Annotated in this window: 13 protein-coding genes and 7 pseudogenes; 7 read left to right on the forward strand and 13 right to left on the reverse strand. The window is 59.6% G+C overall.

Annotated features, from left to right (window positions below):
• Positions 1-152: 152 nt before the first annotated feature.
• A pseudogene (locus X265_RS36750) lies at positions 153-833 on the forward strand (transposase); the annotation flags it as partial.
• Positions 834-1,171: 338 nt separating this feature from the next.
• Here the strand turns inward: X265_RS36750 and X265_RS36755 are convergent.
• Both X265_RS36755 and X265_RS36760 read right to left on the reverse strand, forming a co-directional pair.
• A complete protein-coding gene (locus X265_RS36755) occupies positions 1,172-2,200 on the reverse strand; it encodes an IS110 family RNA-guided transposase (protein ID WP_128929876.1) in 1,029 nt (342 codons plus the stop codon).
• 128 nt (positions 2,201-2,328) lie between these two features.
• Entirely contained in the window at positions 2,329-3,006 is a 678-nt protein-coding gene (locus X265_RS36760; RefSeq protein WP_128955123.1) for a hypothetical protein, read from the reverse strand.
• Between the two features lie 84 nt (positions 3,007-3,090).
• Between X265_RS36760 and X265_RS41720 the strand changes: the two are divergent.
• Positions 3,091-3,201 (forward strand): annotated as a pseudogene (locus X265_RS41720) (IS110 family RNA-guided transposase); the annotation flags it as partial.
• A 132-nt stretch (positions 3,202-3,333) separates the two neighbouring features.
• On the opposite strand, the pseudogene X265_RS36765 reads toward X265_RS41720, so the two are convergent.
• The 6 genes and pseudogenes from X265_RS36765 to tnpB all read right to left on the reverse strand — a co-directional run.
• A pseudogene (locus tag X265_RS36765) lies at positions 3,334-3,436 on the reverse strand (IS66 family transposase); the annotation flags it as partial.
• A 140-nt stretch (positions 3,437-3,576) separates the two neighbouring features.
• Positions 3,577-4,375, reverse strand: a pseudogene (istB, locus tag X265_RS36775) (IS21-like element helper ATPase IstB); the annotation flags it as partial.
• Positions 4,372-5,844, reverse strand: coding sequence for an IS21 family transposase (istA, locus tag X265_RS36780; protein ID WP_128955187.1), 1,473 nt, complete (start codon positions 5,842-5,844; stop codon positions 4,372-4,374). The pseudogene istB (X265_RS36775) and the gene istA (X265_RS36780), both read right to left, overlap by 4 nt.
• A gap of 281 nt (positions 5,845-6,125) precedes the next feature.
• On the reverse strand, positions 6,126-7,151 hold the full coding sequence (locus tag X265_RS36785) for an IS110 family RNA-guided transposase (protein WP_164934317.1): 1,026 nt from the start codon (positions 7,149-7,151) through the stop codon (positions 6,126-6,128).
• 283 nt (positions 7,152-7,434) lie between these two features.
• A pseudogene (locus X265_RS42415) lies at positions 7,435-8,060 on the reverse strand (transposase domain-containing protein); the annotation flags it as partial.
• A 69-nt stretch (positions 8,061-8,129) separates the two neighbouring features.
• Positions 8,130-8,396: an IS66 family insertion sequence element accessory protein TnpB gene (gene tnpB / locus X265_RS42420; protein ID WP_367401008.1), complete on the reverse strand. Its 267-nt coding sequence runs from the start codon at positions 8,394-8,396 to the stop codon at positions 8,130-8,132.
• A gap of 866 nt (positions 8,397-9,262) precedes the next feature.
• Here tnpB and X265_RS36805 point away from each other — a divergent pair.
• A complete protein-coding gene (locus tag X265_RS36805) occupies positions 9,263-9,988 on the forward strand; it encodes an outer membrane protein (RefSeq protein WP_128955124.1) in 726 nt (241 codons plus the stop codon).
• Between the two features lie 445 nt (positions 9,989-10,433).
• Positions 10,434-11,714 (forward strand): diaminobutyrate--2-oxoglutarate transaminase, encoded by a 1,281-nt coding sequence (ectB, locus tag X265_RS36810; protein ID WP_128929879.1) that lies wholly within the window; start codon positions 10,434-10,436, stop codon positions 11,712-11,714.
• A gap of 580 nt (positions 11,715-12,294) precedes the next feature.
• Here the strand turns inward: ectB and X265_RS36815 are convergent.
• The gene (locus tag X265_RS36815; RefSeq protein WP_128955125.1) at positions 12,295-13,380 is read right to left on the reverse strand and encodes an amino acid kinase family protein; all 1,086 of its coding nucleotides are present in this window, start codon (positions 13,378-13,380) and stop codon (positions 12,295-12,297) included.
• Between the two features lie 1,262 nt (positions 13,381-14,642).
• Between X265_RS36815 and rpoN the strand changes: the two genes are divergently transcribed.
• A complete protein-coding gene (rpoN, locus tag X265_RS36820) occupies positions 14,643-16,247 on the forward strand; it encodes an RNA polymerase factor sigma-54 (RefSeq protein ID WP_128969531.1) in 1,605 nt (534 codons plus the stop codon).
• A gap of 579 nt (positions 16,248-16,826) precedes the next feature.
• Here the strand turns inward: rpoN and X265_RS36825 are convergent.
• Positions 16,827-17,088, reverse strand: a pseudogene (locus X265_RS36825) (transposase); the annotation flags it as partial.
• A gap of 203 nt (positions 17,089-17,291) precedes the next feature.
• On the opposite strand from X265_RS36825, the pseudogene X265_RS36830 reads away from it, so the two are divergent.
• Positions 17,292-17,746 (forward strand): annotated as a pseudogene (locus X265_RS36830) (IS110 family transposase); the annotation flags it as partial.
• 1,019 nt (positions 17,747-18,765) lie between these two features.
• A complete protein-coding gene (locus tag X265_RS36835) occupies positions 18,766-18,972 on the forward strand; it encodes a cold-shock protein (RefSeq protein ID WP_128929882.1) in 207 nt (68 codons plus the stop codon).
• Positions 18,973-19,678: 706 nt separating this feature from the next.
• On the opposite strand, the gene istB (X265_RS36850) is transcribed toward X265_RS36835, so the two are convergent.
• From istB (X265_RS36850) to X265_RS36860, 3 genes are all read right to left on the reverse strand, one after another.
• Entirely contained in the window at positions 19,679-20,491 is an 813-nt protein-coding gene (gene istB, locus X265_RS36850) for an IS21-like element helper ATPase IstB (protein WP_206736872.1), read from the reverse strand.
• Entirely contained in the window at positions 20,488-21,960 is a 1,473-nt protein-coding gene (istA, locus tag X265_RS36855) for an IS21 family transposase (protein WP_128955127.1), read from the reverse strand. Before istA (X265_RS36855) ends, istB (X265_RS36850) begins: the two co-directional genes overlap by 4 nt.
• A gap of 281 nt (positions 21,961-22,241) precedes the next feature.
• Positions 22,242-23,267, reverse strand: a complete 1,026-nt coding sequence (locus X265_RS36860; RefSeq protein ID WP_164934317.1) for an IS110 family RNA-guided transposase — start codon at positions 23,265-23,267, stop codon at positions 22,242-22,244.
• Positions 23,268-23,286: the final 19 nt, after the last annotated feature.

The raw sequence follows: 23,286 nt of genomic DNA on the forward strand, positions 1-23,286 counted from the left end.
CCTGAAGTTACGGGCTAGTTCGAGGAATGCCGGCGATTGATTTTGCCGGCAATCGCGATGGCGAGGCCGATTTCCTTGCAAGATCGAATGAGGTATTCCGTCGAATTCAATCGTGATCCTCTGCTCGTCGGAGTGCATGAGCGGAGGTTTTGATGCGGCCACGGGAGCGGCGCGAGACCGGCGAGCAGGATCTGTTTCGCTCCCTGCTCGATCAGATCATCGATAGAAAGCATTCGCTGGCGACGCTGGCGCGCACGGTGGATTGGGGCTTCCTGGAGCAGGCGTTCGGAATGGTCTACACGGACGGTCCTAGCCAGTCGCCGCTGCCGACGCGCTTGATCGCAGGGCTCGGGATCCTTAAGCACACCTATGACCTGTCCGACGAGGTCCTGTGCGAGCGCTGGGTGGAGAACCCCTATTACCAGTTCTTCTGCGGCGAGGAGTTCTTCCAGCACCGGCTACTGGTGTTCGATCACTCGTCGTTGAGGCGCTAGCGCAACCGTATGGGCGAGGAGCGGCTTCAGGCCCTGCTAAGAGAGCCTGTCGGTTGCCGTCAGGACCAAGGCGATCGAACCGTCGGAGTTCTCCCGGGTGATGGTCGACACGACGGTGCAGCCCAAGAATGTGATGTTTCGGACTGATGCCAAGCTTCTGAACCGAGCGCGCGAGAAGCTGGTGCGGCTGGCGCAGCTCACCCGGGTGCGTTTACTCCAGTCCTATGCGAGGGTGGGCAAGTTCGCCCAGATAAAACATTAGCGCTACGCCCATGCCAAGCGGTTCAAGCGTGCCAGGCGGGCGCTGAGACGATGCGTACCTATTTCGGCCGGGTAATGTGTCATTGTCAAGCTCACATTTTTGAACTCTCCAACGGCAAGGTGGTAGCGCTCGTGCCGTCGCAGCTGGTCAGGGTTGCGGAGACGGCACGGGCGCGGGTGATACATGGTTTGCCGGCCAGGCTTGGGATCGCTCGGACCGGTTGACGTCGTCGCTGGGGTCATGGTCCTTTCCGAGGTCGCGCAGCGCCTCATGATGATGTCCGGGTCGGGTGCCTCAACGTCTGCAGCGGAGTACGGTCAAGCCGCCACCAGCCGAATGAACGAGGTCGCCACAACACCGTCCCAGCTGGACATCGCCAGTCCGGCGGACCGGACCAGGAACTTCACAAATCGGATCAGGCTTCCTTCGCCTGGCCCCAGTCGAACGATGTGCCGTCTACCCAGATACAGTGAAGAACTAGGGCGATCTTCCGCGCGATAGCAACCTTTGCCTTTCTCATGCCAATCCGCTTGGCAAGCTTCATTCCCCAAGCCTTGAGAGAAGACCATTTCTTCGTCCGATAAAGCAGAACTGTCGCCGCTTCGAACAGGTAAGTTCGGAGAAGACGGTCGCCCCATCGGGATATCTTGCCATTGATATCCGTTTCGCCAGACTGACTGCGCCGCGGTGTAAGACCCAGATAGGCGCCGACGCTCGATGCTGATCGGAATCGCGATGGGTCATCGATCGTATGCCGGAACGTCAAGGCAGTCACCACACCAACACCAGGAACCGTCATTAAGCGACGCGTCGTCTCATCCGACCTCGCAAGCTGTCGGACTTCATCGTCGAACTTGCTTTGCTGCTTGCAGATCTGCTCATGGATCGACAGAAGCGGCGCGATCACACCGAGGAGCTGATGACCGTCAGCCAACAGGTCACGGACCAGATTGCGGAACTGCAGGCCTATCGCGCGTGGAAACAGCAGCCCGGATTCTTTGATCAGGCTGCGGACCTGGTTTTCGATATCTCGACGAATGGCCACGAGCCGGGATCTCGCGACGAGTATCGCGCGAATCTTCTGACTTTCCTCGCTCTTGACTTTGACTTCTCGATACCAGCCAACTCGCACCAGTTCGGCCAGACCTCGAGCATCATTCTGATCGCTCTTGTTCATGCGTACCGACAAGGCCGCGTGGGCATGCCGAGCGTCGATGCAAACCACCGGAAGATCGACCCTGCGAAGTTCATGCCACAGCCAACTCGCCATCGCGCCGGTCTCAAAGCCGATGCGCTCCGCCTGTGGCGCCCGCTTGCGAAGCAGTGCCGTGAGCGCCCCCGGGTCGGACTTGGCCTTCCCCTCGAACAAGACCTCGCCCTCTTCATTGACCACGCACATCGAAGTTTCTTTTTGCGATACATCGAGTCCGACATATTGCTTCATGACAGGTTCTCCGAATCGGTTGATTGCGAGAGCTCGATTCTAATGGAGCTTTTCGTGCCCACGAGCGCTGACCGCAATTACGTCATCGTTTGCAATATTGACCCCCCGTATTGCCTCACCTGAGGATGTTACTTTCGCTTGACGGATGTAGACCCCACTGTCAGCCGGTCCGAGGTTGCGTCATTGCTCGCAGGATCGGAGGGACTGGGGGACGTCGCGGAATGCCCATCACACGCAGCGGCGGCCCCAGTCCCGGGATCACCGGCCAGTGCCGCACCCTCAGCCGTGCGCGGGATGATCGTCTCGGCTGCTTTGCGTCTGAGCGATCGCAACAATCGCTGCACGATGGTGTGCTGCGGCGGACCGAATTGTTCGGGGCGTTGTTCAGCGAGGCGACCGAGAATTGCCAGCGCGGTTAGACGGGGCTCGGCCGCCAGCCAGCGCTCGATGTCGGCGAGGTGCGGATCGAGCATTGATGGCATTCTCATGCGCTTTTTGTATGGCTTGTGCAGACGCCGATGGATGATGCGCTGCTCCCCCAAATGCACATCATTGCCGAGCCTCTTCGCGAACGCTGCTGCGTTCGTTGTCGGTACCGGTGGGCTGGCTGCTGCCACGAGCTTGCCCGCTCGGGCGTCGACGCGCGTGCCGAGCTCCGCCTGGGCGTCTCTCATCTCGGCCAGCAGGGCCACAGGATCGAGCGTGCGATAAAGCTCTCGAAGACGCCGTTTGACGACCTTGCTCAACCTCGGATGCGCCAGTGCGCGTTCATAGGGCGTGGCTGGAACATGATAGCGCTTGATCACTTTGGCGCCCTCGCGTCGCTTGTCCTTCAGCTTGGGGAATGTCCGAAGTTTTGTGTAAGCGATCGACGACGGCAATCAGGATAGAAGGCAAAGGTAGCCGTTGCCCGGAAGATCGCCGTAATCCTGCACTGTATCTGGGTCGACGGCACATCGTTCGACTGGGCCAGGCGAAGGAGGCCTAACCCTATTTTTTAAGTTCCTGGTCCGGCCTGCCGGACTGGCGATGTCCGCTGGGACGGTGGTCGTGGCGACGGCTCCAGCATCTGCTGGTGGGCTTCGATCGGAATGCTGCTGTATGTTGGAGGGCTCTCGAAAAGATCCCCCTGACGACGCAGTTGCCCAGTGTCGCCCGATCAAGCCGCAGGCCCTGGCGCGCATAGATCTCGGACTGGCGGTAGAACGGCGTATGGTCGCCAAACTTGGAGACGATGTAGCGCGGCAATCTGGGTAGGAGGTGCGCGGCGATCAGGATGGCGAGGCAGTGTCGCGGCCTGATGATGATTGCCGCGATGATTGTCGCGCGCAAGAGTTTTGTTGAACTCTGATTGTCGCGCAGCGTCAATCAGCGACGGTTTTAGGTGTCGCGTGCGATGGCGGCCGTCCTGGACCGCGTTTTCGTTCGAGGGCGGTCCGTCTGCGATAGCTCTCGACGTTCATCTCGACGATGGTTGCGTGGTGAACGAGGCGATCGATAGGCGAGGGTCATGGCGGGATCCGGGAAGACCCTGTTCCATTCGCCGAATGGCTGATTGGCGGTGATCAGCATCGAGCGGCGCTCGTAGCGTGCACTGATGAGCTCGAACAGCACGCTGGTCTCGGCCTGATCCTTGGTGACGTAAGCGAGATCATCAAGGATCAGGAGATCGAAGCGATCGAGACGATTGATGGCCGCCTCGAGGGTGAGCTCGCGTCGCGCCAGCTGGAGCTTCTGCACGAGATCGGTGGTGCGGGTGAAGAGGACGCGCCATCCGTTCTCGATGAGGGCCAGGCCAATCGCTGCCGCCAAGTGGCTCTTTCCGCCGCCGGGCGGGCCGAACAACAGCAAATTGGCGCCCTTGCCCAGCCAGCTGTCACCGGCGGCGAGCGCCATCACTTGCGCCTTCGAGATCATCGGCACGGCTTCGAAGTCGAAGCTATCGAAGGTCTTTCCGGCGGGCAAACGTGCTTCGACAAGGTGTCGTTCGATCCGACGGCGTCCGCGTTCGGCGATCTCGTGCTCGGCGATGGTCGCGAGGAAGCGGCCGGCCGGCCAGCCTTCCTTGTCGGACTGTTCGGCAAATTGCGCCCACAGCACCTTGATGGCAGGCAGACGGAGCTCATTGAGCAACAGATTGAGGCGCGCGGCATCAACCGTGTTCGTTACGCTCATGCGGCACCTCCGGTCTCGGCGGTACCGATGAGGCATTTGTAGGTCGCAAGCGGCACGAGCTGCACCACGACGTTCGGCAGGTTGGCGGGATCGGGGGCGAAGTGAGCACCTAGCCGGTTGAGGTCGGGCAGTCGGCCGGCCTCGAGGTCGGCGGTGAGCTGACCGGCGAGTTCGGTCTCGCAGCCGCGTTCATGAGCGAGCGCGAGGAGATCGACCATGATCCGGCAGGCTTTTTTGTCCGGCAAGCGTTCGCGCAACCGATCGAAGGTCTTCCGATAGGCATCGCGCGGGAACAGCCGATCTCGGTAGACCAGATTGAGAAGCGCCATCGGCTTGCGCCGCAGGGAATGGATCACGTGCCGATAATCGACGACCTGGTCGTACTTGCCATTGGGATGCGGCCGCCCACGCGGCAGGGTGACGAGATGGGTGCCGCCGACGAACACGTCGAGACGATCATCGTAAAGGCGCACCCGCAGCCGGTGACCGATCAGGCGCGATGGCACCGTGTAGAACACCTTGCGCAGGGTGAAGCCGCCGGACGATGTCACGCGGACGATCACCTCTTCGTAGTCGGAGGTGCGGCGATCGGGCAGCTCCTGCAACACCATGCGCTCGCTATCGATCCGCTTGGCGTTGCGGGCATTGCGGCGGCTGACGATCTCGTCGATGAAGCCGCGATAGGTGGCAAGATCGTCGAAGTCGACAGTTCCGCGCAGCAGCAAGGCGTCCGCGATTGCTCGCTTGAGATGACCGTGGGGCCCTTCGATCGAGCCATTCTCGTGGGCGACGCCTCGATTGTTGCGGGAAGGCCTCATGCCGTAGTGGGCACAAAGGGCCTCGTATCGCTGCGTCAGATCGTCCCGTGCATCACGATCGAGATTGCAGAATGCGGCCGACAGACTGTCGGTCCGATGCTCCCGCGGCGCCCCACCGAGCGACCAGAGGGCATTCTGCAGGCCTTCGGCCAAGGCAACGAAGCTCTCACCGCCAAGCACGACGTGGGCGTGCTCGAACCCGCAATAGGCCAAACGGAAGTGACAGAGACGATGATCGAGCGGGACCCCCGCGATCGTCACACCCAACTCGCCCATGTCTGTGAAGTCGGAGAGCCCTAGTTGGCCAGGCTCGTGGGTTTGGCGGAAGATCACCTGCTGCTCCTCGCCGTGGATCGCCCGCCAGGCACGGATACGGCGTTCCAGGGTACGACGGATACCGCTGCCGAGATCCGGATGACGTCGGAGCATCTCCTTGAACACCGCCACCGGGCGTAAGCCAGGGGCCGCCTTCAGGATCGGGACGATCTCGGTCTCGAACACCTCGCTCAACGGGTCCGGTCGTCGCCGGCCGCGGGGCGCCTTCCTTTGCGATGGAAGTCGGGGGTCTCTCTCGATCCGATAGGCGGTCGACGTACTGAATGACGCCTTGGCCGCCGCCACTGGCGGGCTATCGGTCTGACGGTACTTCATGTAGAGCCTTCTGTGGTTGCCGCCCGCAATGCAAGAAGTTTCTGACCCTTTGGCGTGTGATCGAGTGCGGTCTTCTGTCAGGCCTTCCTTTACGGCATTTTCAGAAGCCGCTGGCCGGTATGGTGATCCGCGGACCAGGTCCAATTCTCATCTCCGAGCACGTCGGCTCTTTGGCTCTAGCTGGTTTCCTGATCCAGATCTGTTCGATCGTTGCGCCCATTCGGGTCGTCGCCTTCTCACACCCCCTTCGCCAACGTCAGGCTATTTCGTGCTGCATGCAGTCATGCCGTCACTGCCTGCGCTGGGTTCCGATAATCCTCCTTCCGGGTGAGCATGGCCCAAATCGTCCGAGCCATCTTGTTCGCCAAGGCGATCGCCACAAGCATGCGCGGCTTCCTCGCCAGCATCTGCGCCAGCCAGGATCCGCTAGGGATCGACTTGCGCCCGAGCCAGTTCAGCCGCGACATCGCCCCAACGATGAGCAACTGGCGAATGTCCGCCTGTCCTTCCTTCGAAACGCGTCCGAGCCTTTCCTTTCCCCCTGAGGAATGTTGCCGTGGGACCAAGCCGAGCCAAGCCGCGAAGTCTCGGCCACGTCGAAAGGCCGCCATGTCGGGCGCGAAAGCCTCGATCGCGAGTGCGGTCAGCGGGCCGACCCCCGGCATTGTCTGCAGCCGCTGCGCCGTGACCGTCCGCGTCGCCAACTTCTTGAGCTGCTCTGCCTTGGCATCGATCCGCTCCGTCTTGTAGGCGATCTGATCAATGAGACTCCGACATTCCTCGCGGACCAGTTCTGGTAGATCGCTGTTCGGATCTTCGAGGATTGCGTCAATGCGTTTAAGTTGTTCGATTCCTTGCGGGATGATATGGCCGAATTCGTAGAGAACAGAACGCAGCGCATTCACCAGATCGGTGCGCTGATGAACAAGGCGCTTCCGAGCCCGAAAGAGCACTGCCCTGGCCTGCTGTTCTTCCGATTTCGGCTCGACGAAGCGCATCTCGGGGCGCTGTGCCGCGATCACGATTGCTTCGGCATCAGCCGCGTCGTTCTTTTGGCGTTTCACAAAAGGCTTCACATATTGCGGAGCGATCAGTTTCACTTCATGGCCGAGCTTGACCATCTCCCGTGCCCAATAGTGGGCGCTGCCACAGGCTTCCATCACCACCACTGCCGATGGGTGGCCCGCCATGAACTTCCGAAACTGAAGCCGCGACAGTTTCTTTCGAAATTTCAAGTGTCCCGCCATTGACGCCCCGTGGAGCTGAAACACATTCTTGGCTAGATCCACTCCGATCACCGTATCCATCAATTTGCCGTCCTCTTCGCTTCGGGGTTCAAACACTGCGTTCTTGGCACATTACGATGCCGTCTGGGGAGGGCGGCAACCATCCCATCTCATCTGGTGATCTGTGATGTGTCGGCCGGGCACGCGAGTGATTCCTCTTGGCGGAAGAACCACTTGCATAATCCCGACCGGCCGCGATCACCAGTCGGCGCGGTCCTCCTAGGGATCGCGCCGACGCTGGGCTCGTAACTCCGGTCGGGCTACGCCCTCCCTACGTCACGAGCCCAGCGAAACTCTCTCACCTTGATTGACGCTGCCTTCCATCCTGATCGCCGCGCGACAAGACGATCACGTGCGCAATGGCCGCTTCGGTCGGCGGCCCGCTGAGTACGACGTGCTCCGGCGCATGCGCCTGCACGACAGTGCCGGAGTAGCGGCGGCAGATGTATTTCGGGCGGCGTGTGACCAGCACGCGCCATTGCGCCGGGATCACGTCAAGGCGCTTGCTGACGTCCTCGCCGATCTTCGTCATGGTCCGCAACCGCACGGGCAGAGCGTGCTCGCAGGCTCGATGATCCGTTCCACGCGCGGCAAATGGGCAGGCAAGCAGCCGCGATTGCGATGAGAACCTTGATCCGGTACGCTCCGCGATCGGCCCTTGATCACAGCCTCGGCTCTCTCCTGCGCCGCGTCCAGGATGCCTTGCGCGATCTCCACGTCTTCCAACGGTAAATGATACTGATCTGGCCGCAGCTTCTCGGATTTCGCGCCGAACCTGTCGCGCCGCAATTCGCCGAGGATGACCTCCAGCCGACGCTGCGCTTCCTCCGACGCCGCCAGCGCCCCCTGATGCTCGCTCAAGGCCGCCCGCGTTTGCGCCAAAAGGGCTTTCAGTTGTTCATTTTCGTCGCGCAGCGCCGCGATGCTCATGCGCTATTTCGAGCACATCGCCGCCGCGCGTGCCACGCTCAAAATAGCTGCCGAGTCATTCTGCCGCAGTTATCCCGCCGCCTGGGGGCGCCGTGCTTCTTCCGGGCGGACCAACCTCCAATCCAGCCCCTCGAACAGTGCCGCGAACATCGCCGGTGATATCCGCATCACGCCGTCTGCGATCGTTGGCCAAACGAACTTGCAACCTTCAAGACGCTTGTGCACCAACACCAGGCCCGTTCGATCCCAGACAAAAGTCTTGATCCGGTCCGCTCGTTTCGATCGGAACGCGAAGGCGCCTCCGCTGAATGGATCAAGACGAAGTATCTCCTGCACTTCGCCGTAAGCCCATCGTGGCGACAGTGGAAGTCGATCGGCCGGTTGCAATGTAACTCTTATCAGCAGCGGCCGCGATCATCGTGACGCTCGCACCTTGCGGATCACCCCGGACAGCTGCTCGCCATCTGTCGCCGTATCCGTCTGCAACACGACATCGTCGATTGCGGCGTCTCAAGCTTGATCGCGGAACTTGACACTCCTCCGACGCATCTCCCACGATCAGCGGCGCGAATGTCGGATGCGACTCGGATAAGTCGCCGAGAGTCTGTTATCCCGTGTCGCGGTGGCCGAGGGGCGCGCAAGCACGGAGCGACGCGCTAGCAGATCTACGATTGGCGACGGCAGTTTCGGGAGCGAGGCGTGTTGCCGCCGTGCGAGGCGGCTCTCAGCCTCCGAACGCACGCGGCGCCCCGAAGGTCCTCCAAGAACCTCCAGCCGGCTCACCGACCTCGCCGATGAGACGTCCAAATGGACATCCTTTTTGCCGTCTAATCCCATCTAAACCTCGATCCAAGCCGGACGCTTCTTCGCACAGCTATCCGCTCTCGCTAAGCGCTTACGCGCTCTCGTTCCGCATTCAACAAAAGCCTATAACGGCGTATACATCCGGGCCGCAGCCGGCACGCACTGTCAGCTATCATTTGCTACACGAGCCAACACGCAACATCGAGCGCCGCAGGCGCCTTCGTTCGCCTCGAATTCCGACGCCTGCGCGCCATGCTCGCACTATCTCTTCACAACCTGACACTACGTCAGGTTCGGCTCTGCTATCGTCGAGCTCTGTTGCACTTCAGGTACAGCAATTCGCGTAAGCGCTGATACAACGGCCACACTGGGGGCCATTAAAGAGAGTAACAACCGAAATGAAAAAGCAGTCACTCGTTTGCGCGAGCATTCTTGCGATGGCCGCTGCGACGTCCGCGTCTGCCGCAGATCTCGCCGCGCGTCCCGCATTTCCGAATACGCCGACGCCCAGCCCGGCTGTCATCGCGCTCTACGACTGGAGCGGCTTCTATGCCGGCGTCAATGGCGGCTGGGGCTCGAGCCATAACTCCTGGGATTTTCTCGGCTCTATCCCCGAGGGCTCTCACGACGCAACCGGCGGCACAGTAGGGGGCCAGATTGGATATCGTTGGCAATTCGGCAATACCGTGCTCGGACTCGAAGGGCTGGGCAACTGGGCCGATCTCAGCGGCTCAAACGTTAGCATTGCCAACCCGGGCACCACCAATCACACAAACATCGACGGTTTCGGCTTGCTGACCGGCCAGATTGGCTATTCGGCCGGCAACGTACTGCTCTACGCCAAAGCGGGCGCGGCTGTGGTAGGGAGCACTTATCGGATCACTAATTCGGCTGGCTTTCTGGGCGACGCGGATACCACACGTTGGGGAGGTACGGCCGGTGCCGGTCTTGAGATTAGCCTAACACCGAACTGGTCAGCTGGCATCGAGTACGACCACGTGTTCATGCCGGCTAGTGACGTTAGCTTCGCAACAGGACTAGGAAACGACCGCATTCGTCAGGACTTTGATCTCGTCACCGCCCGCCTCAACTACAAGTTTGGCTGGCCACTCGCGAGCAAATAAGGATCTCAGTTTCTCAATCAATGATCGAGGGCCCCGGCGCCTGCCGGGGCTCTTTGTCCAGGGTCATCGTCCTGTATCGCCGTCGGCCTTTCAATAGGTGTTATCAGCTCTCTTGATCCATGAGGGCTGCGTATAATTAGGCTCGCTTCGCCCGGCGATCACGGTCTGGCCTCCGACGAGTCCCTATATCGCCGCCTCAAGCTCGATGTTGGAAGCTTGATATTGCCACGGCGAGCCGTCCGGCATCGGCAACAGTGCGCATGCCAGCCGTATTCAAGCCGCGCTTAGTGAATGGCCTCCTGACCAAACCGCAACAGCGTCGCACCGGCTCGACGATTCTCCCTCGCTCGACGAGGGACTACCAACGCTGAGAGGTTTAATATTCCGCATGGTGGAGTATGTCACGTGCACCAGCCATATTCATGGACAAAGTGAAGGTGCGATCATGAATAACTCTGCCGACCCCTCACGTACTCTTCGAACGTTAGAAACGTTGGAATCCAACGTTCGCCTGTACTCGCGTCTCTTCCCAGCGTGCTTTAGTCATGCGCGCGGGCCCTTTCTGCTAAGCGAGACGGGCGAACGGTTCATCGACTTCTTTTCCGGGGCTGGAGCGCTCAATTACGGCCACAACAATCATCAGCTAAAGGCAGCTATTACAGAATATCTGGGATCTGATGCTGTCGTTCACGGCCTCGATATGGCCACTCCGGCCAAGGTCGACTTTATGGAGACTTTCAACTCAGTTATTCTTCGTGAGCGGGGCTTGGATTATCGATTTCAATTTACTGGACCTACAGGTGCCAATGGCGTTGAGGCGGCATTGAAGCTGGCGCGTAAAGTAACCGGGCGCCACAACATCATTTCATTCACACGTGGTTATCATGGCCTCAGTCTCGGCGCCGCGGCTGCGACCAGCAGTCGCTTTCTTCGCGAAGCCAGTGGAGTCCCCCTGTCCGGCGTCACGATAATGCCCTATGATGGTTATCTTGGAGATGAGATTGATACGGCGGAGCACCTGCGGAACATATTGCTGGACTCTAGCAGCGGCATCGATGCGCCAGCCGCCATTCTCCTTGAAACAGTACAGGGGGAGGGCGGCATCAACGTCGCTCAAAAGGAATGGCTACGATCCGTACAAGCCCTAGCGGCAGAGATTGGAGCCATATTTATCGTCGACGATATTCAGATGGGTTGCGGCCGTACTGGCGATTTCTTCAGCTTTGAGTTCGCCGAGTTGTCACCAGATGTCGTAATATTGTCGAAGTCCTTAAGTGGATATGGTCTGCCGTTATCCATGTTGTTGATCAAAGAGGCAATTGATATATGGGAACCGGGAGAGCACACGGGCACCTTTCGAGGAAATAACCTAGCGCTTGTCTCTGCAACTGCAGCTTTGAATATCTACTGGCGCACTGAGATCTTTTCGCAAAGCATTTATCGACTGGGAACGCTGATGCGTCACCGGCTTAATGCTATTGCGCGCGCGCATGGAGACCACTTCACTGTCCGCGGCCGCGGAATGGCGCTCGGCTTTGATTGCCGAAATACTCACCTCGCTGAGACTGCAGCACGCAAGGCGTACGATAGGGGCCTCATCATTGAACGATGCGGCCCGGCGGACGAGGTCATCAAATTCTTTCCTCCGCTAACGATCGACCCGGAGACGCTGACTAAGGGTTTGGACATCTTTGAAGATAGCTTAGCGGAAGCAGCCCCGCTCTGACATGACATCTGCATCGGGCCTCGCTGCCTCGGCGAGGCCTCACGCCAGACGCTTGATCACCGCGGCAGGCTAGCACCTGTTCCGCATCTCGCTGGTGCTACACTTCGAGTACCACGACCGTCTAACTCTTGTTTCTCCCTGAACATGTTCCAGCTTCAGTCGACTAGCTCCCTGGGGACGGGCCTAGTCGTCGGGCAGGTCGCCTACCCGCATCACACTGCGGCCCAGGTCAACCTGGACTCGGATACGGATACGCTAACCGCCCGCACTCACGGTGAGCCCGGCTACAGAACCAGTAGGCTAACGAAGGCCGTTTGCATGTTGGGCGCGCGGTAATTGGTTGCGCATCACTTGCCTGGCAGGCACCTGGCAGATCGTGCGTTCTGGCGTTGCGTAACTCAACTGCCCAGTAGCGGAATGCACTTATCGAAGGATCGGTCCGCTCGGCGATGGTCATCGTGACAAGCCATCTCAAGACTTCTACAAGGGAGGTGAAGTTGCCGCTGACGACTCATTTCCGCGGTGAGTAGCCGGCTCTCCCGACCTGCAGCGCGGTATATCGCCAATCAGGAGGTGATGGCTAGTGAGGTGCTTCCACCCCACTAGTGCGGAGCTCTGCATGGACCCTCTGAGCACAGTAAGAAGCGGCCTCAAGATCTCGCAATTCGTATGTCTTTGGCTTGGACCCGGTGAGCGCTAAAACAACAATCTTCTGCGCACTCCTCACGGGGTGGATGCCTTCCCGATGCAGAGCGGTAAGCGCGGCCTCCGCGTCATGCGTCAAATACCCCTCGGGGCTTTCATCCTGCTCGAGATCGATCCACATGATACCAAGCCTTCGTAAAACGTCTTCAGCATTACGTTTTTCGAAGACGCTTTGAAATGCAACCCGTGTTGCTGACGGGTTGATGACCACGCAAACCCCGCCTCCTGCGTCAGTCACCAAAGTACCGGCCATCTCATTCGGCAGTAACGATTTGCAGGAGATGGCTATTCTCCGGCCGGCAGCATAGTCGATTGCGCCATGGTGAAGCACTTTCGCCCCGCAGCGTGCTATCCGACTTGCGTTGGCATAGGAGACTGTCGGGAGCAGCCTTGCTTGCCTCACAATCCTCGGATCGGCGGAGTAGATGCCACAGACATCCGAGTAGACTTCGCAAACGCCACTTCCCACCATATCGGCGGCTATTACCGCAGTCAAATCCGAGCTATTGCGGCCGAGCATTGAGACCCGTCCACCTTCATCCAGACCCTGCGCTCCGGCAAGGATTACCACGCGGCCATAATCGAGCGCCTTTAGCAGCGGTTTGTTGTCGACCTCCTCGATGACCGTCCTACCTAGAACCAAGGATGTCTTGATTCCAATCGAATAGCCAAAGAGCGATGATGTCGGCACCGAGTGTCTTTGCAATGCTGCCTCAAGAAGTCCAGCGGAAATCATTTCTCCCGCTGTCAGGACGGTGTCCAAGGCAACGGTGCTGCAGATTTCATTCACAGAGAGCGCTAGAGACTTCAGTACGTCCGTCTGGCCGTGCATCGCGCTAACGACGACCACGACTTGCCGCGCGTCATTTGCAAGCCTATCTACTATATGTCTGGAGACAGCGCGGTACGCCTCCGCATCACGAAAGCTCGATCCCCCAAACTTCATTACTTTGATTGACATGCGCCGTGGCCCAACGTGCGAGATCACTTGCTTTAACTCACCCGGCGCCGCATTAGATCAGACGACGAGCCGCTTCGCGCGCTCGACATCCGGCTGCTTCTTGAGAGCTGCTCCTCGCGCTAGGCTTGTCATCGTCGCAGCAATAGCTGTACCACGAGATAGCTCACGATTAGCGCCGCCCGGCATCTCGCTGGCGGCTTGGGCGTGTTGCGGCAGCACAGGACGATGCACCTAAACAATGGCGCGCTAGTTGCCTGAGACCTCCATCCCGCGTTGTTCGATGTCGCCCATCTTGATTGTTGCGGTTGCCACAAAGGTCGATCGGGCCGCTAGTTCACACACCGCAGCGAGCTCCGTCGTACTGCATCACTACCTGAGATCATCAACAAGGGACATGAGCGGCATCCGGCGTACTGGCTTGGCACACCTCTTGCTGATGCTTCCACTGAACAGATCTCGGGAGGCCTCTTGCTCAGTCCGTTGAATGATGTCCGGCACGCCGCGTTGTTGCTGCCCGGTCTCCGGCACTTGCCGCCCCAGACCTGCGATGGAGCGACGTGTTTCGCCCGGTTCACTCGAACGGGCGACCCACTGCGCCGAGCCAGAATTTGGCCAAATACGGCCTTGCACGGAAGAGCTCGCCTCTGGGAACGCGTTCCCAAGATGGTGCTGCGACCGCAGCGGCAAGCGGAGCGTTGCAAAAAGCGCTCCGGACCCTATGCCACCCTCGGCGGGGACAGCACCAAGCGATTATATGCGCTCTACCTCAGCCCGGGCCCCGCCGGGACACAAAGCCCTCGCTTTTTTTCAGCTGGAGCGACCACCGCCGGTAAGCAGTCCGGTCCTGCGCCTGTTAACAATCGAGGCGCGCCAATCGTGTCAGGCCAAGAACGTATTGTGTGGAAAGGCCGGACGATGACACACGCCTGCGGCGTAGGTCGCCGCGACAACTTCGATGCGAAACCCGGCAAAAACTATGGCCTCTGGCAATCAGAACGCAGATTCTATTTGCCAACTGGACAGTTCATTGTCGTGGCGCCCTCGTCTCGGTTCACCAGAACCAGACTATCAACAGCAGGCCGCATCCTTGGCCTCCCCACAGGCGGCCATCAAACATTCTATGAAGATAGAGCGAGAGGGGACTCTGCGCCTGTAGGGCGGGAGATCGCCTTGCGCTTCCATATCCACAACCGTCTGCGTGCCGAACATCAATTGGTAACTCGCATACAGACGCCGTACATCAGCCGGGGAGAGACCTTACAATGAGCCTGGGATATCAGCAGAATGTTCGGCAATCGCAATCAGCCGTACTATCGCCGCGCCTGGCGAAGGCGATAAAGCTGCTGAAATTGTCTAATCTCGATCTGGCTGATTTCGTGGAGGAGGAGCTCGAGTGCAATCCATTGCTGGAGCGCGACATAGACATGCTGACGCAAGAGGATGCCGGAACAACGACCGACCTCTTCAGCGAAGCCAGCGGTCCGGACGACGCTAGTGATCTTGACAGCGACGCGTTCGACAATAGCCAACAAGACGGCTTGAGCGTAGACCCTGGCACTCGCCCCGAGCTCGACGCGGCGCCCAGCCCGGAGCTTGACGATCTTCATTCCGAGCCATTTGATGAGGACATTCCTCAGAATTCGGACCAAGATCGGCTGGACGTCGGCACAGAGGCGTCCCGCAGCCGATCTTGTCAGGAAGACTATAATCTAGAGGCGTGCGTACCGAAAGAGATCACCCTCCGCGATCATTTGACCGAGCAGCTCGGACTCGCGCTGACGTCGCCCACAAAGCGACTCATGGGACGCTATCTAATCGACCTCGTCGATGACGCCGGATACTTGCCGCAAGACCTAGGAAATGCCGCCAAACGGCTGGGGGCCTCGCAAACAGATGTTGATCTCGTTCTGGCAACATTGCAGACGTTTGACCCTCCTGGCGTCTTCGCTCGTTCTTTGAAAGAATGTTTCGCGATCCAGCTGCGCGAGCGCAACCGCTATGACCCAGCGATGCAGGCACTGGTTGAGAACCTCGCTCTTGTACCTGAGGGGGTTCCTGCCCTGCGCAGCGTTTGCGGAGAGAGCGATGAGGACATCGCCGATATGATTGCGGAACTTCGGTCACTCGACTCGAAGCCGGGACATAAGTTTGGTTCGGTGCGCCTGGAACTTTTGATCCCAGATGTCTTTGTTCGCCGGGGTCATCACCACAATTGGGTAGTCGAGCTGAACAGTGAAGCGTTTCCCAGCATTTCGCTGAATCAGGTTTATTATCGCGATTTCAAGGGCAAAATGCGCAACCGTAATGACAAGGCCTACCTGGCCAATAAGTGGTCTGATGCACGCTGGCTGGTAAGTTCACTTGAGAGACGTGCGAACACAATCTTGAAAGTTGCGAGCGAAATTGTGCGTCAGCAACATGACTTTTTCTCCTACGGCGTAGAGCATCTACGACCCCTCAATCTGAAAGCAGTGGCCGACGCCGCGGGGGTGCATGAGTCCACCGTTTCACGCGTAACGAACAACAAGTACATGGCCTCCAATCGTGGACGGTTCGAGCTCAAATACTTCTTCAAACCATCCATTGCTTCAGCCGTCGGCGAGACGGCTCACTCGGCAGAGGCTGTTCGCCACCGCATTAAGAGGCTCATCGACTCCGAGGCCCAAGCATCAGTGCTCTCAGATGACGCAATCGTCGAGCTATTGCGTTCCTCTGGGATCGATATAGCGCGCCGGACGGTCGCAAAATACCGTGGCAAAATGGGCATCCCTCCGTCCGTGGAGCGACGGCGCCAGAAGCAAGCTGCTCTCGGCTATGTTTCCTCAACGACTCCGCTCAATTCCCCAGACCGTACGGAGGCGGCTTGATCCTATTGAAGGATTTCGTTCACAGCGGCGGAGAAACGCATAGTTGAGCTGTCAGGCAGGACCATCAAGCTTGCTAGGCGCCGGGGATTGCCCCCAACCGCCTAAAGCCCTTAGATTGAAGACGGCCAATTGGGGCGTTAAGTCGCCCCGACGGCCGTTCTGCTAGGCTCAGGGGCAACGGCTGCATCCTTTCGCAGCCCCGATGGCCCCGCGTGAGCGTGATCCTCTCTCAGGCTGCTACGCGATTTTCATAAGCAAGAAATGGGTTGACTGGTTTAAGCAGGGCATCCGAAGCATCGATTGGAGCTCTGCCGCTAAATTGCTTGGTCAACCCTGCACTGATGAACCATAAGATGCCATCGGCGAGCATCCTGTGGGACGCTTGAACACTTCGTCTCACAAGATCGCCGTGTTGATGCCTAGGCCGCTCCTCGACGGGTAGATACCGCGCCTCAAATGCTGAGAAACGAAGAGACGTTCGATCCAATTGACGCAAGCTCCGCTGCCAGCACCCTGCCGGGGCATGGTGTAGCTGACGGTAGGTTACCTGCGATTTTCCGGCAGGCGGGTCGGAAGGCATCAGCCTGCCACGTCGGGCAGACCGACGATGAATTCATCGCTTAATGGCGCGATGCTTTCCGGCGTCATGTAGCGGGCGCCTGGACCGCACATTCGTCGTTCTGCTCGACAGGGTCGCATCGATTAGGTCGGCGATTGCGTCTCCGTTAGGGAAGATGCCGACGACCTCGGATCGCCGCTTGATCTTGCCGTTGAGGCGCTCGATCGGATTGGTAACCGGTATTTGAGTTTCTCGGTGCCGATGTCCCGCTGCGATATTCAAGATAGTGGCGTATGGTGCAACCATCGGGAGAGAGGCACCGGGAGCACCAAGGTGCGGGCAGGCCGATGCATACGATCAGCCACGAGCTCGGGTTAGTAGCTGGCCGCCTCTGCGACCAGCCCGGTTGCGCTGAGAGCGCGCATCCGTAGTTGTCGTGTCGCCCGTAGCTCCCGTCATGTGGTCTGATTTGGCAGGAGGTGCAAGTGCGACGGGTGATTGACATCGACGTCCGAACCTCGGAGAGGTGGTGGTTTGGGAGGATGGCAGCCTCCGACATGCGGGCCGTATTGATATAGACGCGGACTGCGTTGGACGGTTTTGGCAAGACCCTGCTGGCCAGTGATGCGGTGGTGGTCGAAGCGACCGCGAACAGAGTGGCGGTGTCGCCGGTTCTGGCGTCGTTCGTGGCACGCGTGATTGTCGCCAATTCGCATCAGGTGAAGGCGATCGCCCAGGCTCAAGTCGAGACCGACAAGATCGATGCCGGCACACTCGCGTGTCTGCAGGCGCCCGCGGCACCTGCCGCAGATCCGGACGCCTGACGCAGAGACGGAACGCAAGCGTCGGCTAGCGGCGCGGCGCTACCAGGTCGTGCGGCATCGCGCGGCTCAAGAACGAGGTGCAATCGATCCTGCACGCGCACCTGATCCCGAAGTGCTCCAGGCCTGCTCGCGGTCCCCGAGATCGTCCGCGCCACTTGTCGGGCCAAGCGCGCGTCCGCCGGGTTTCAGCAACGGTGCGCTTGATCTAACACCAGGCAGTACGATTATTGTTAGTTTTGCGCCAGCTGCCCATGTTAGATGTCCAACGATGGCAGCATGGGCGCTGCAACTGCTGCCGCGCATACCGTCATGGACCGCCTACATGCGGCAAGAGCCTCTCCCTCATAGCGCCAGGACCTATCTCAGGAGATTGAGCGTCACTCTCAAGCTTCTGGGCAACGGCCCAAATGTTCTGCGGCCGAGGCAATGCTGCGAGCAGGAGCATAGTCTCTCCCACACTCCTACATCACCAGAACCAAAACGGCAGAGCAACCTAGTCGGCAGTTGGTCCCGTTGTCATAAGGCGCGGCACGCTACTTGCTTAACGGCCAATGAGAATAGATGCATTGGTCTCTCGCGAGAACAGGTGCTCGATGACTTTTGTCAGGATACTTCTGCCAACACTTTGGCGCCGAGGCGCTGCAATCGCAAGCGGCGGTGCATCTTATATCCGAAGTAGCGACATGAGCTCTCGCTTGGATTCCATGCGAGCGGCCACAGCTGCCCCCACTAGCGCCGTGTCCGCTTTCACCGCCGTAGATCTCATCCAAACCGACCGGCGCACTTGCTCGACCGCTTTGCGCCGAGCGGTGCGCCTGACGGCGAATGACGGTCACCACCACCTTTCACTCTTCTTCCAACCTGCGTCGCTCGGACATGCGATAATGACGCCTTGCGTTGAGCAACGGCAAGCTGACAGTGCACCAAAGTCCGCAATCTTGTCGCGCCGCGATCGCACTTTTCATGGAGCACAAGCGAGCGCATCAAGTGAGATACGCAATTGTATGGCATACCGACGGCTTTTTACCTTCTTTCGCAATCTTACATTGTTCTACAGCGCCCTTGCGTGCGGCATGAGCTTCGCTGGCTGAGTGCGTACTTTTTGTTAGCTTTTGAAGACGCCGGAGTTCGACACATGGCAACAGGTATCGTGAAATGGTTCAACGCAAGAAAGGGATATGGCTTCATCAGACCGGATGACGGAGGTCCGGACGTATTCGTACACGCCAGCGCGGTCGCAAAAGCCGGAAGAAGCGACTTAGCCGAAGGCATACGAATTTGCTACGAGCTCAGGACCAGTGCGGCAGGCCGAACCTTTGCAGAGGACCTCAGCATCCCCTAGACCCTTTGTCCGCCCTGTGAGGTGACGGGCGGCCCCGCGGCAAGCTCCTATCGAGGGTTGCGCCGGATGGTCCGGCGCCGAACCCCAAGCATGGGGAGCGGGCCTGATGAACCATAGCATTTTCGTAGGGCTGGATGTACACAAGGCAACGATTTCGGTTGCGATGGCCCAAGGAGTGCGCGGCGAGGAAGTTCGCAACTTAGGGATCATCCTAATCGCGCCGACCAATCAACAAGCGGGCAAAGAGCCCAGGTCAAGCTGTGCATCCTCTATCACCCCTTGTCGGCGGCCAGCAAAGCCGGGGTGATCGTCACCACCGCCATTGCACGCGAGATGGTCGGCTGCCTGTGGGCGACGCTCTTCAAGTAAGAACTCGGCCCGGCCGCGTGTGAAGAGCGCTGGTCGAGCGTATCGGTGCCAGGGCGGGAGGCAGGGCGCGGTGGGGACTCCTCGTATGAGCCGGCATTGTCGACGCTCGCTCGCAGATCTCGCCGCAAGTCCAGCACGGGACCTATTTGACGCTGGATCGAACGAAGCCACGTCTTGTGAGCGTGTAACTATGGGGGCTTGATCTAGGCTGTAGCGCGGCAATCTGGGTAGGAAGTGCGCGGCAATCAGGATGGCGAGGCGTGTCGCGGCCTGATGATGATTGCCGCGATGATTGTCGCGCGCAAGAGTTTTGTTGAACTCTGATTGTCGCGCAGCGTCAATCAGCGACGGTTTTGGGTGTCGCGTGCGATGGCGGCCGTCCGGGACCGCGTTTTCGTTCGAGGGCGGTCCGTCTGCGATAGCTCTCGACGTTCATCTCGACGATGGTGGCGTGATGAACGAGGCGATCGATAGCGGCCAGGGTCATGGCGGGGTCCGGGAAGACCCTGTTCCATTCGCCGAATGGCTGATTGGCGGTGATCAGCATCGAGCGGCGCTCGTAGCGTGCACTGATGAGCTCGAACAGCACGCTGGTCTCGGCCTGATCCTTGGTGACGTAAGCGAGATCATCAAGAATCAGGAGATCGAAGCGATCGAGACGATTGATGGCCGCCTCGAGGTTAAGCTCGCGTCGCGCTAGCTGGAGCTTCTGCACGAGATCGGTGGTCCGGGTGAAGAGGACGCGCCATCCGTTCTCGATGAGGGCCAGGCCGATCGCTGCCGCCAAGTGGCTCTTTCCGCCGCCGGGCGGGCCGAACAACAGCAAATTGGCGCCCTTGCCCAGCCAGCTGTCACCGGCGGCGAGCGCCATCACCTGCGCCTTTGAGATCATCGGCACGGCTTCGAAGTCGAAGCTGTCGAAGGTCTTTCCGGTGGGCAAACGTGCTTCGACAAGGTGTCGTTCGGTCCGACGGCGGCCGCGTTCGGCAATCTCGTGCTCGGCGATGGTCGCGAGGAAGCGGCCGGCCGGCCAGCCTTCCTTGTCGGACTGTTCGGCAAATTGCGCCCACAGCACCTTGATGGCAGGCAGACGGAGCTCATTGAGCAGCAGATTGAGGCGCGCGGCATCAACCGTGTTCGTTACGCTCATGCGGCACCTCCGGTCTCGGCGGCACCGATGAGGCATTCGTAGGTCGCAAGCGGCACGAGCTGCACCACGACGTTCGGCAGGTTGGCGGGATCGGGGGCGAAGTAAGCACGTAGCCGGTTGAGGTCGGGCAGTTGGCCGGCCTCGAGATCGGCGGTGAGCTGATCGGCGAGTTCGGCCTCGCAGCCGCGTTCATGAGCGAGCGCGAGGAGATCGACCATGATCCGGCTGGCTTTTTTGTCCGGCAAGCGTTCGCGCAAGCGATCGAAGGTCTTCCGATAGGCATCCCGCGGGAACAGCTGATCTCGGTAGACCAGATTGAGAAGTGCCATCGGCTTGCGCCGCAGGGAATGGATCACGTGCCGATAATCGACGACCTGGTCGTACTTGCCATTGGGATGCGGCCGCCCACGCGGCAAGGTGACGAGATGGGTGCCCCCGACGAACACGTCGAGACGATCGTCGTAAAGGCGCACCCGCAGTCGGTGACCGATCAGGCGCGATGGCACCGTGTAGAACACCTTGCGCAGGGTGAAGCCGCCGGACGAGGTCACGCGGACGATCACCTCTTCGTAGTCGGAGGTGCGCCGATCGGGCAGCTCCTGCAACACCACGCGCTCGCTATCGATCCGCTTGGCGTTGCGGGCATTGCGGCGGCTGACGATCTCGTCGATGAAGCCGCGATAGGTGGCAAGATCGTCGAAGTCGATAGTTCCGCGCAGCAGCAAGGCATCCGCGATTGCTCGCTTGAGATGACCGTGGGGCCCTTCGATCGAACCATTCTCGTGAGCAACGCCTCGATTGTTGCGGGAAGGCCGCATGCCGTAATGGGCACAAAGGGCCTCGTATCGCTGCGTCAGATCGTCCCGTGCATCACGATTGAGATTGCAGAATGCGGCCGACAGACTGTCGGTCCGATGCTCCCGCGGCGCCCCACCGAGCGACCAGAGGGCATTCTGCAGGCCTTCCGCCAGGGCGACGAAGCTCTCGCCGCCAAGCACGACGTGGGCGTGCTCGAACCCGCAATAGGCCAAACGGAAGTGATAGAGACGATGATCCAACGGAGCACCCGCGATCGTAACACCCAACTCGTCCATGTCTGTGAAGTCGGAGAGGCCGAGTTGGCCAGGCTCGTGGGTTTGGCGGAAGATCACCTCCTGCTCCTCGCCGTGGACCGCCCGCCATGCACGGATCCGACGTTCCAGGGTACGACGGATACCGATGCCGAGATCCGGATGACGCCGTAGCATCTCCTCGAACACCGCCACCGGGCGTAAGCCAGGTGCCGCCTTCAGGATCGGGACGATCTCGGTCTCGAACACCTCGCTCAACGGGTCCGGTCGTTGCCGGCCGCGGGGCGCCTTCCTTTGCGATGGAAATCGGGGATCTCTCTCGATCCGATAGGCGGTCGACGCACTGAATGACGCCTTGGCCGCCGCCACTGGCGGGCTATCGGTCTGACGGTACTTCATGTAGAGCCTTCTGTGGTTGCCGCCCGCAATGCAAGAAGTTTCTGACCCTTTGGCGTGTGATCGAGTGCGGTCTTCTGTCAGGCCTTCCTTTACGGCATTTTCAGAAGCCGCTGGCCGGTATGGTGATCCGCGGACCAGGTCCAATTCTCATCTCCGAGCACGTCGGCTCTTTGGCTCTAGCTGGTTTCCTGATCCAGATCTGTTCGATCGTTGCGCCCATTCGGGTCGTCGCCTTCTCACACCCCCTTCGCCAACGTCAGGCTATTTCGTGCTGCATGCAGTCATGCCGTCACTGCCTGCGCTGGGTTCCGATAATCCTCCTTCCGGGTGAGCATGGCCCAAATCGTCCGAGCCATCTTGTTCGCCAAGGCGATCGCCACAAGCATGCGCGGCTTCCTCGCCAGCATCTGCGCCAGCCAGGATCCGCTAGGGATCGACTTGCGCCCGAGCCAGTTCAGCCGCGACATCGCCCCAACGATGAGCAACTGGCGAATGTCCGCCTGTCCTTCCTTCGAAACGCGTCCGAGCCTTTCCTTTCCCCCTGAGGAATGTTGCCGTGGGACCAAGCCGAGCCAAGCCGCGAAGTCTCGGCCACGTCGAAAGGCCGCCATGTCGGGCGCGAAAGCCTCGATCGCGAGTGCGGTCAGCGGGCCGACCCCCGGCATTGTCTGCAGCCGCTGCGCCGTGACCGTCCGCGTCGCCAACTTCTTGAGCTGCTCTGCCTTGGCATCGATCCGCTCCGTCTTGTAGGCGATCTGATCAATGAGACTCCGACATTCCTCGCGGACCAGTTCTGGTAGATCGCTGTTCGGATCTTCGAGGATTGCGTCAATGCGTTTAAGTTGTTCGATTCCTTGCGGGATGATATGGCCGAATTCGTAGAGAACAGAACGCAGCGCATTCACCAGATCGGTGCGCTGATGAACAAGGCGCTTCCGAGCCCGAAAGAGCACTGCCCTGGCCTGCTGTTCTTCCGATTTCGGCTCGACGAAGCGCATCTCGGGGCGCTGTGCCGCGATCACGATTGCTTCGGCATCAGCCGCGTCGTTCTTTTGGCGTTTCACAAAAGGCTTCACATATTGCGGAGCGATCAGTTTCACTTCATGGCCGAGCTTGACCATCTCCCGTGCCCAATAGTGGGCGCTGCCACAGGCTTCCATCACCACCACTGCCGATGGGTGGCCCGCCATGAACTTCCGAAACTGAAGCCGCGACAGTTTCTTTCGAAATTTCAAGTGTCCCGCCATTGACGCCCCGTGGAGCTGAAACACATTCTTGGCTAGATCCACTCCGATCACCGTATCCATCAATTTGCCGTCCTCTTCG

This window comes from Bradyrhizobium guangdongense, from assembly GCF_004114975.1.
Classification (GTDB): Bacteria; Pseudomonadota; Alphaproteobacteria; order Rhizobiales; family Xanthobacteraceae; genus Bradyrhizobium; species Bradyrhizobium guangdongense.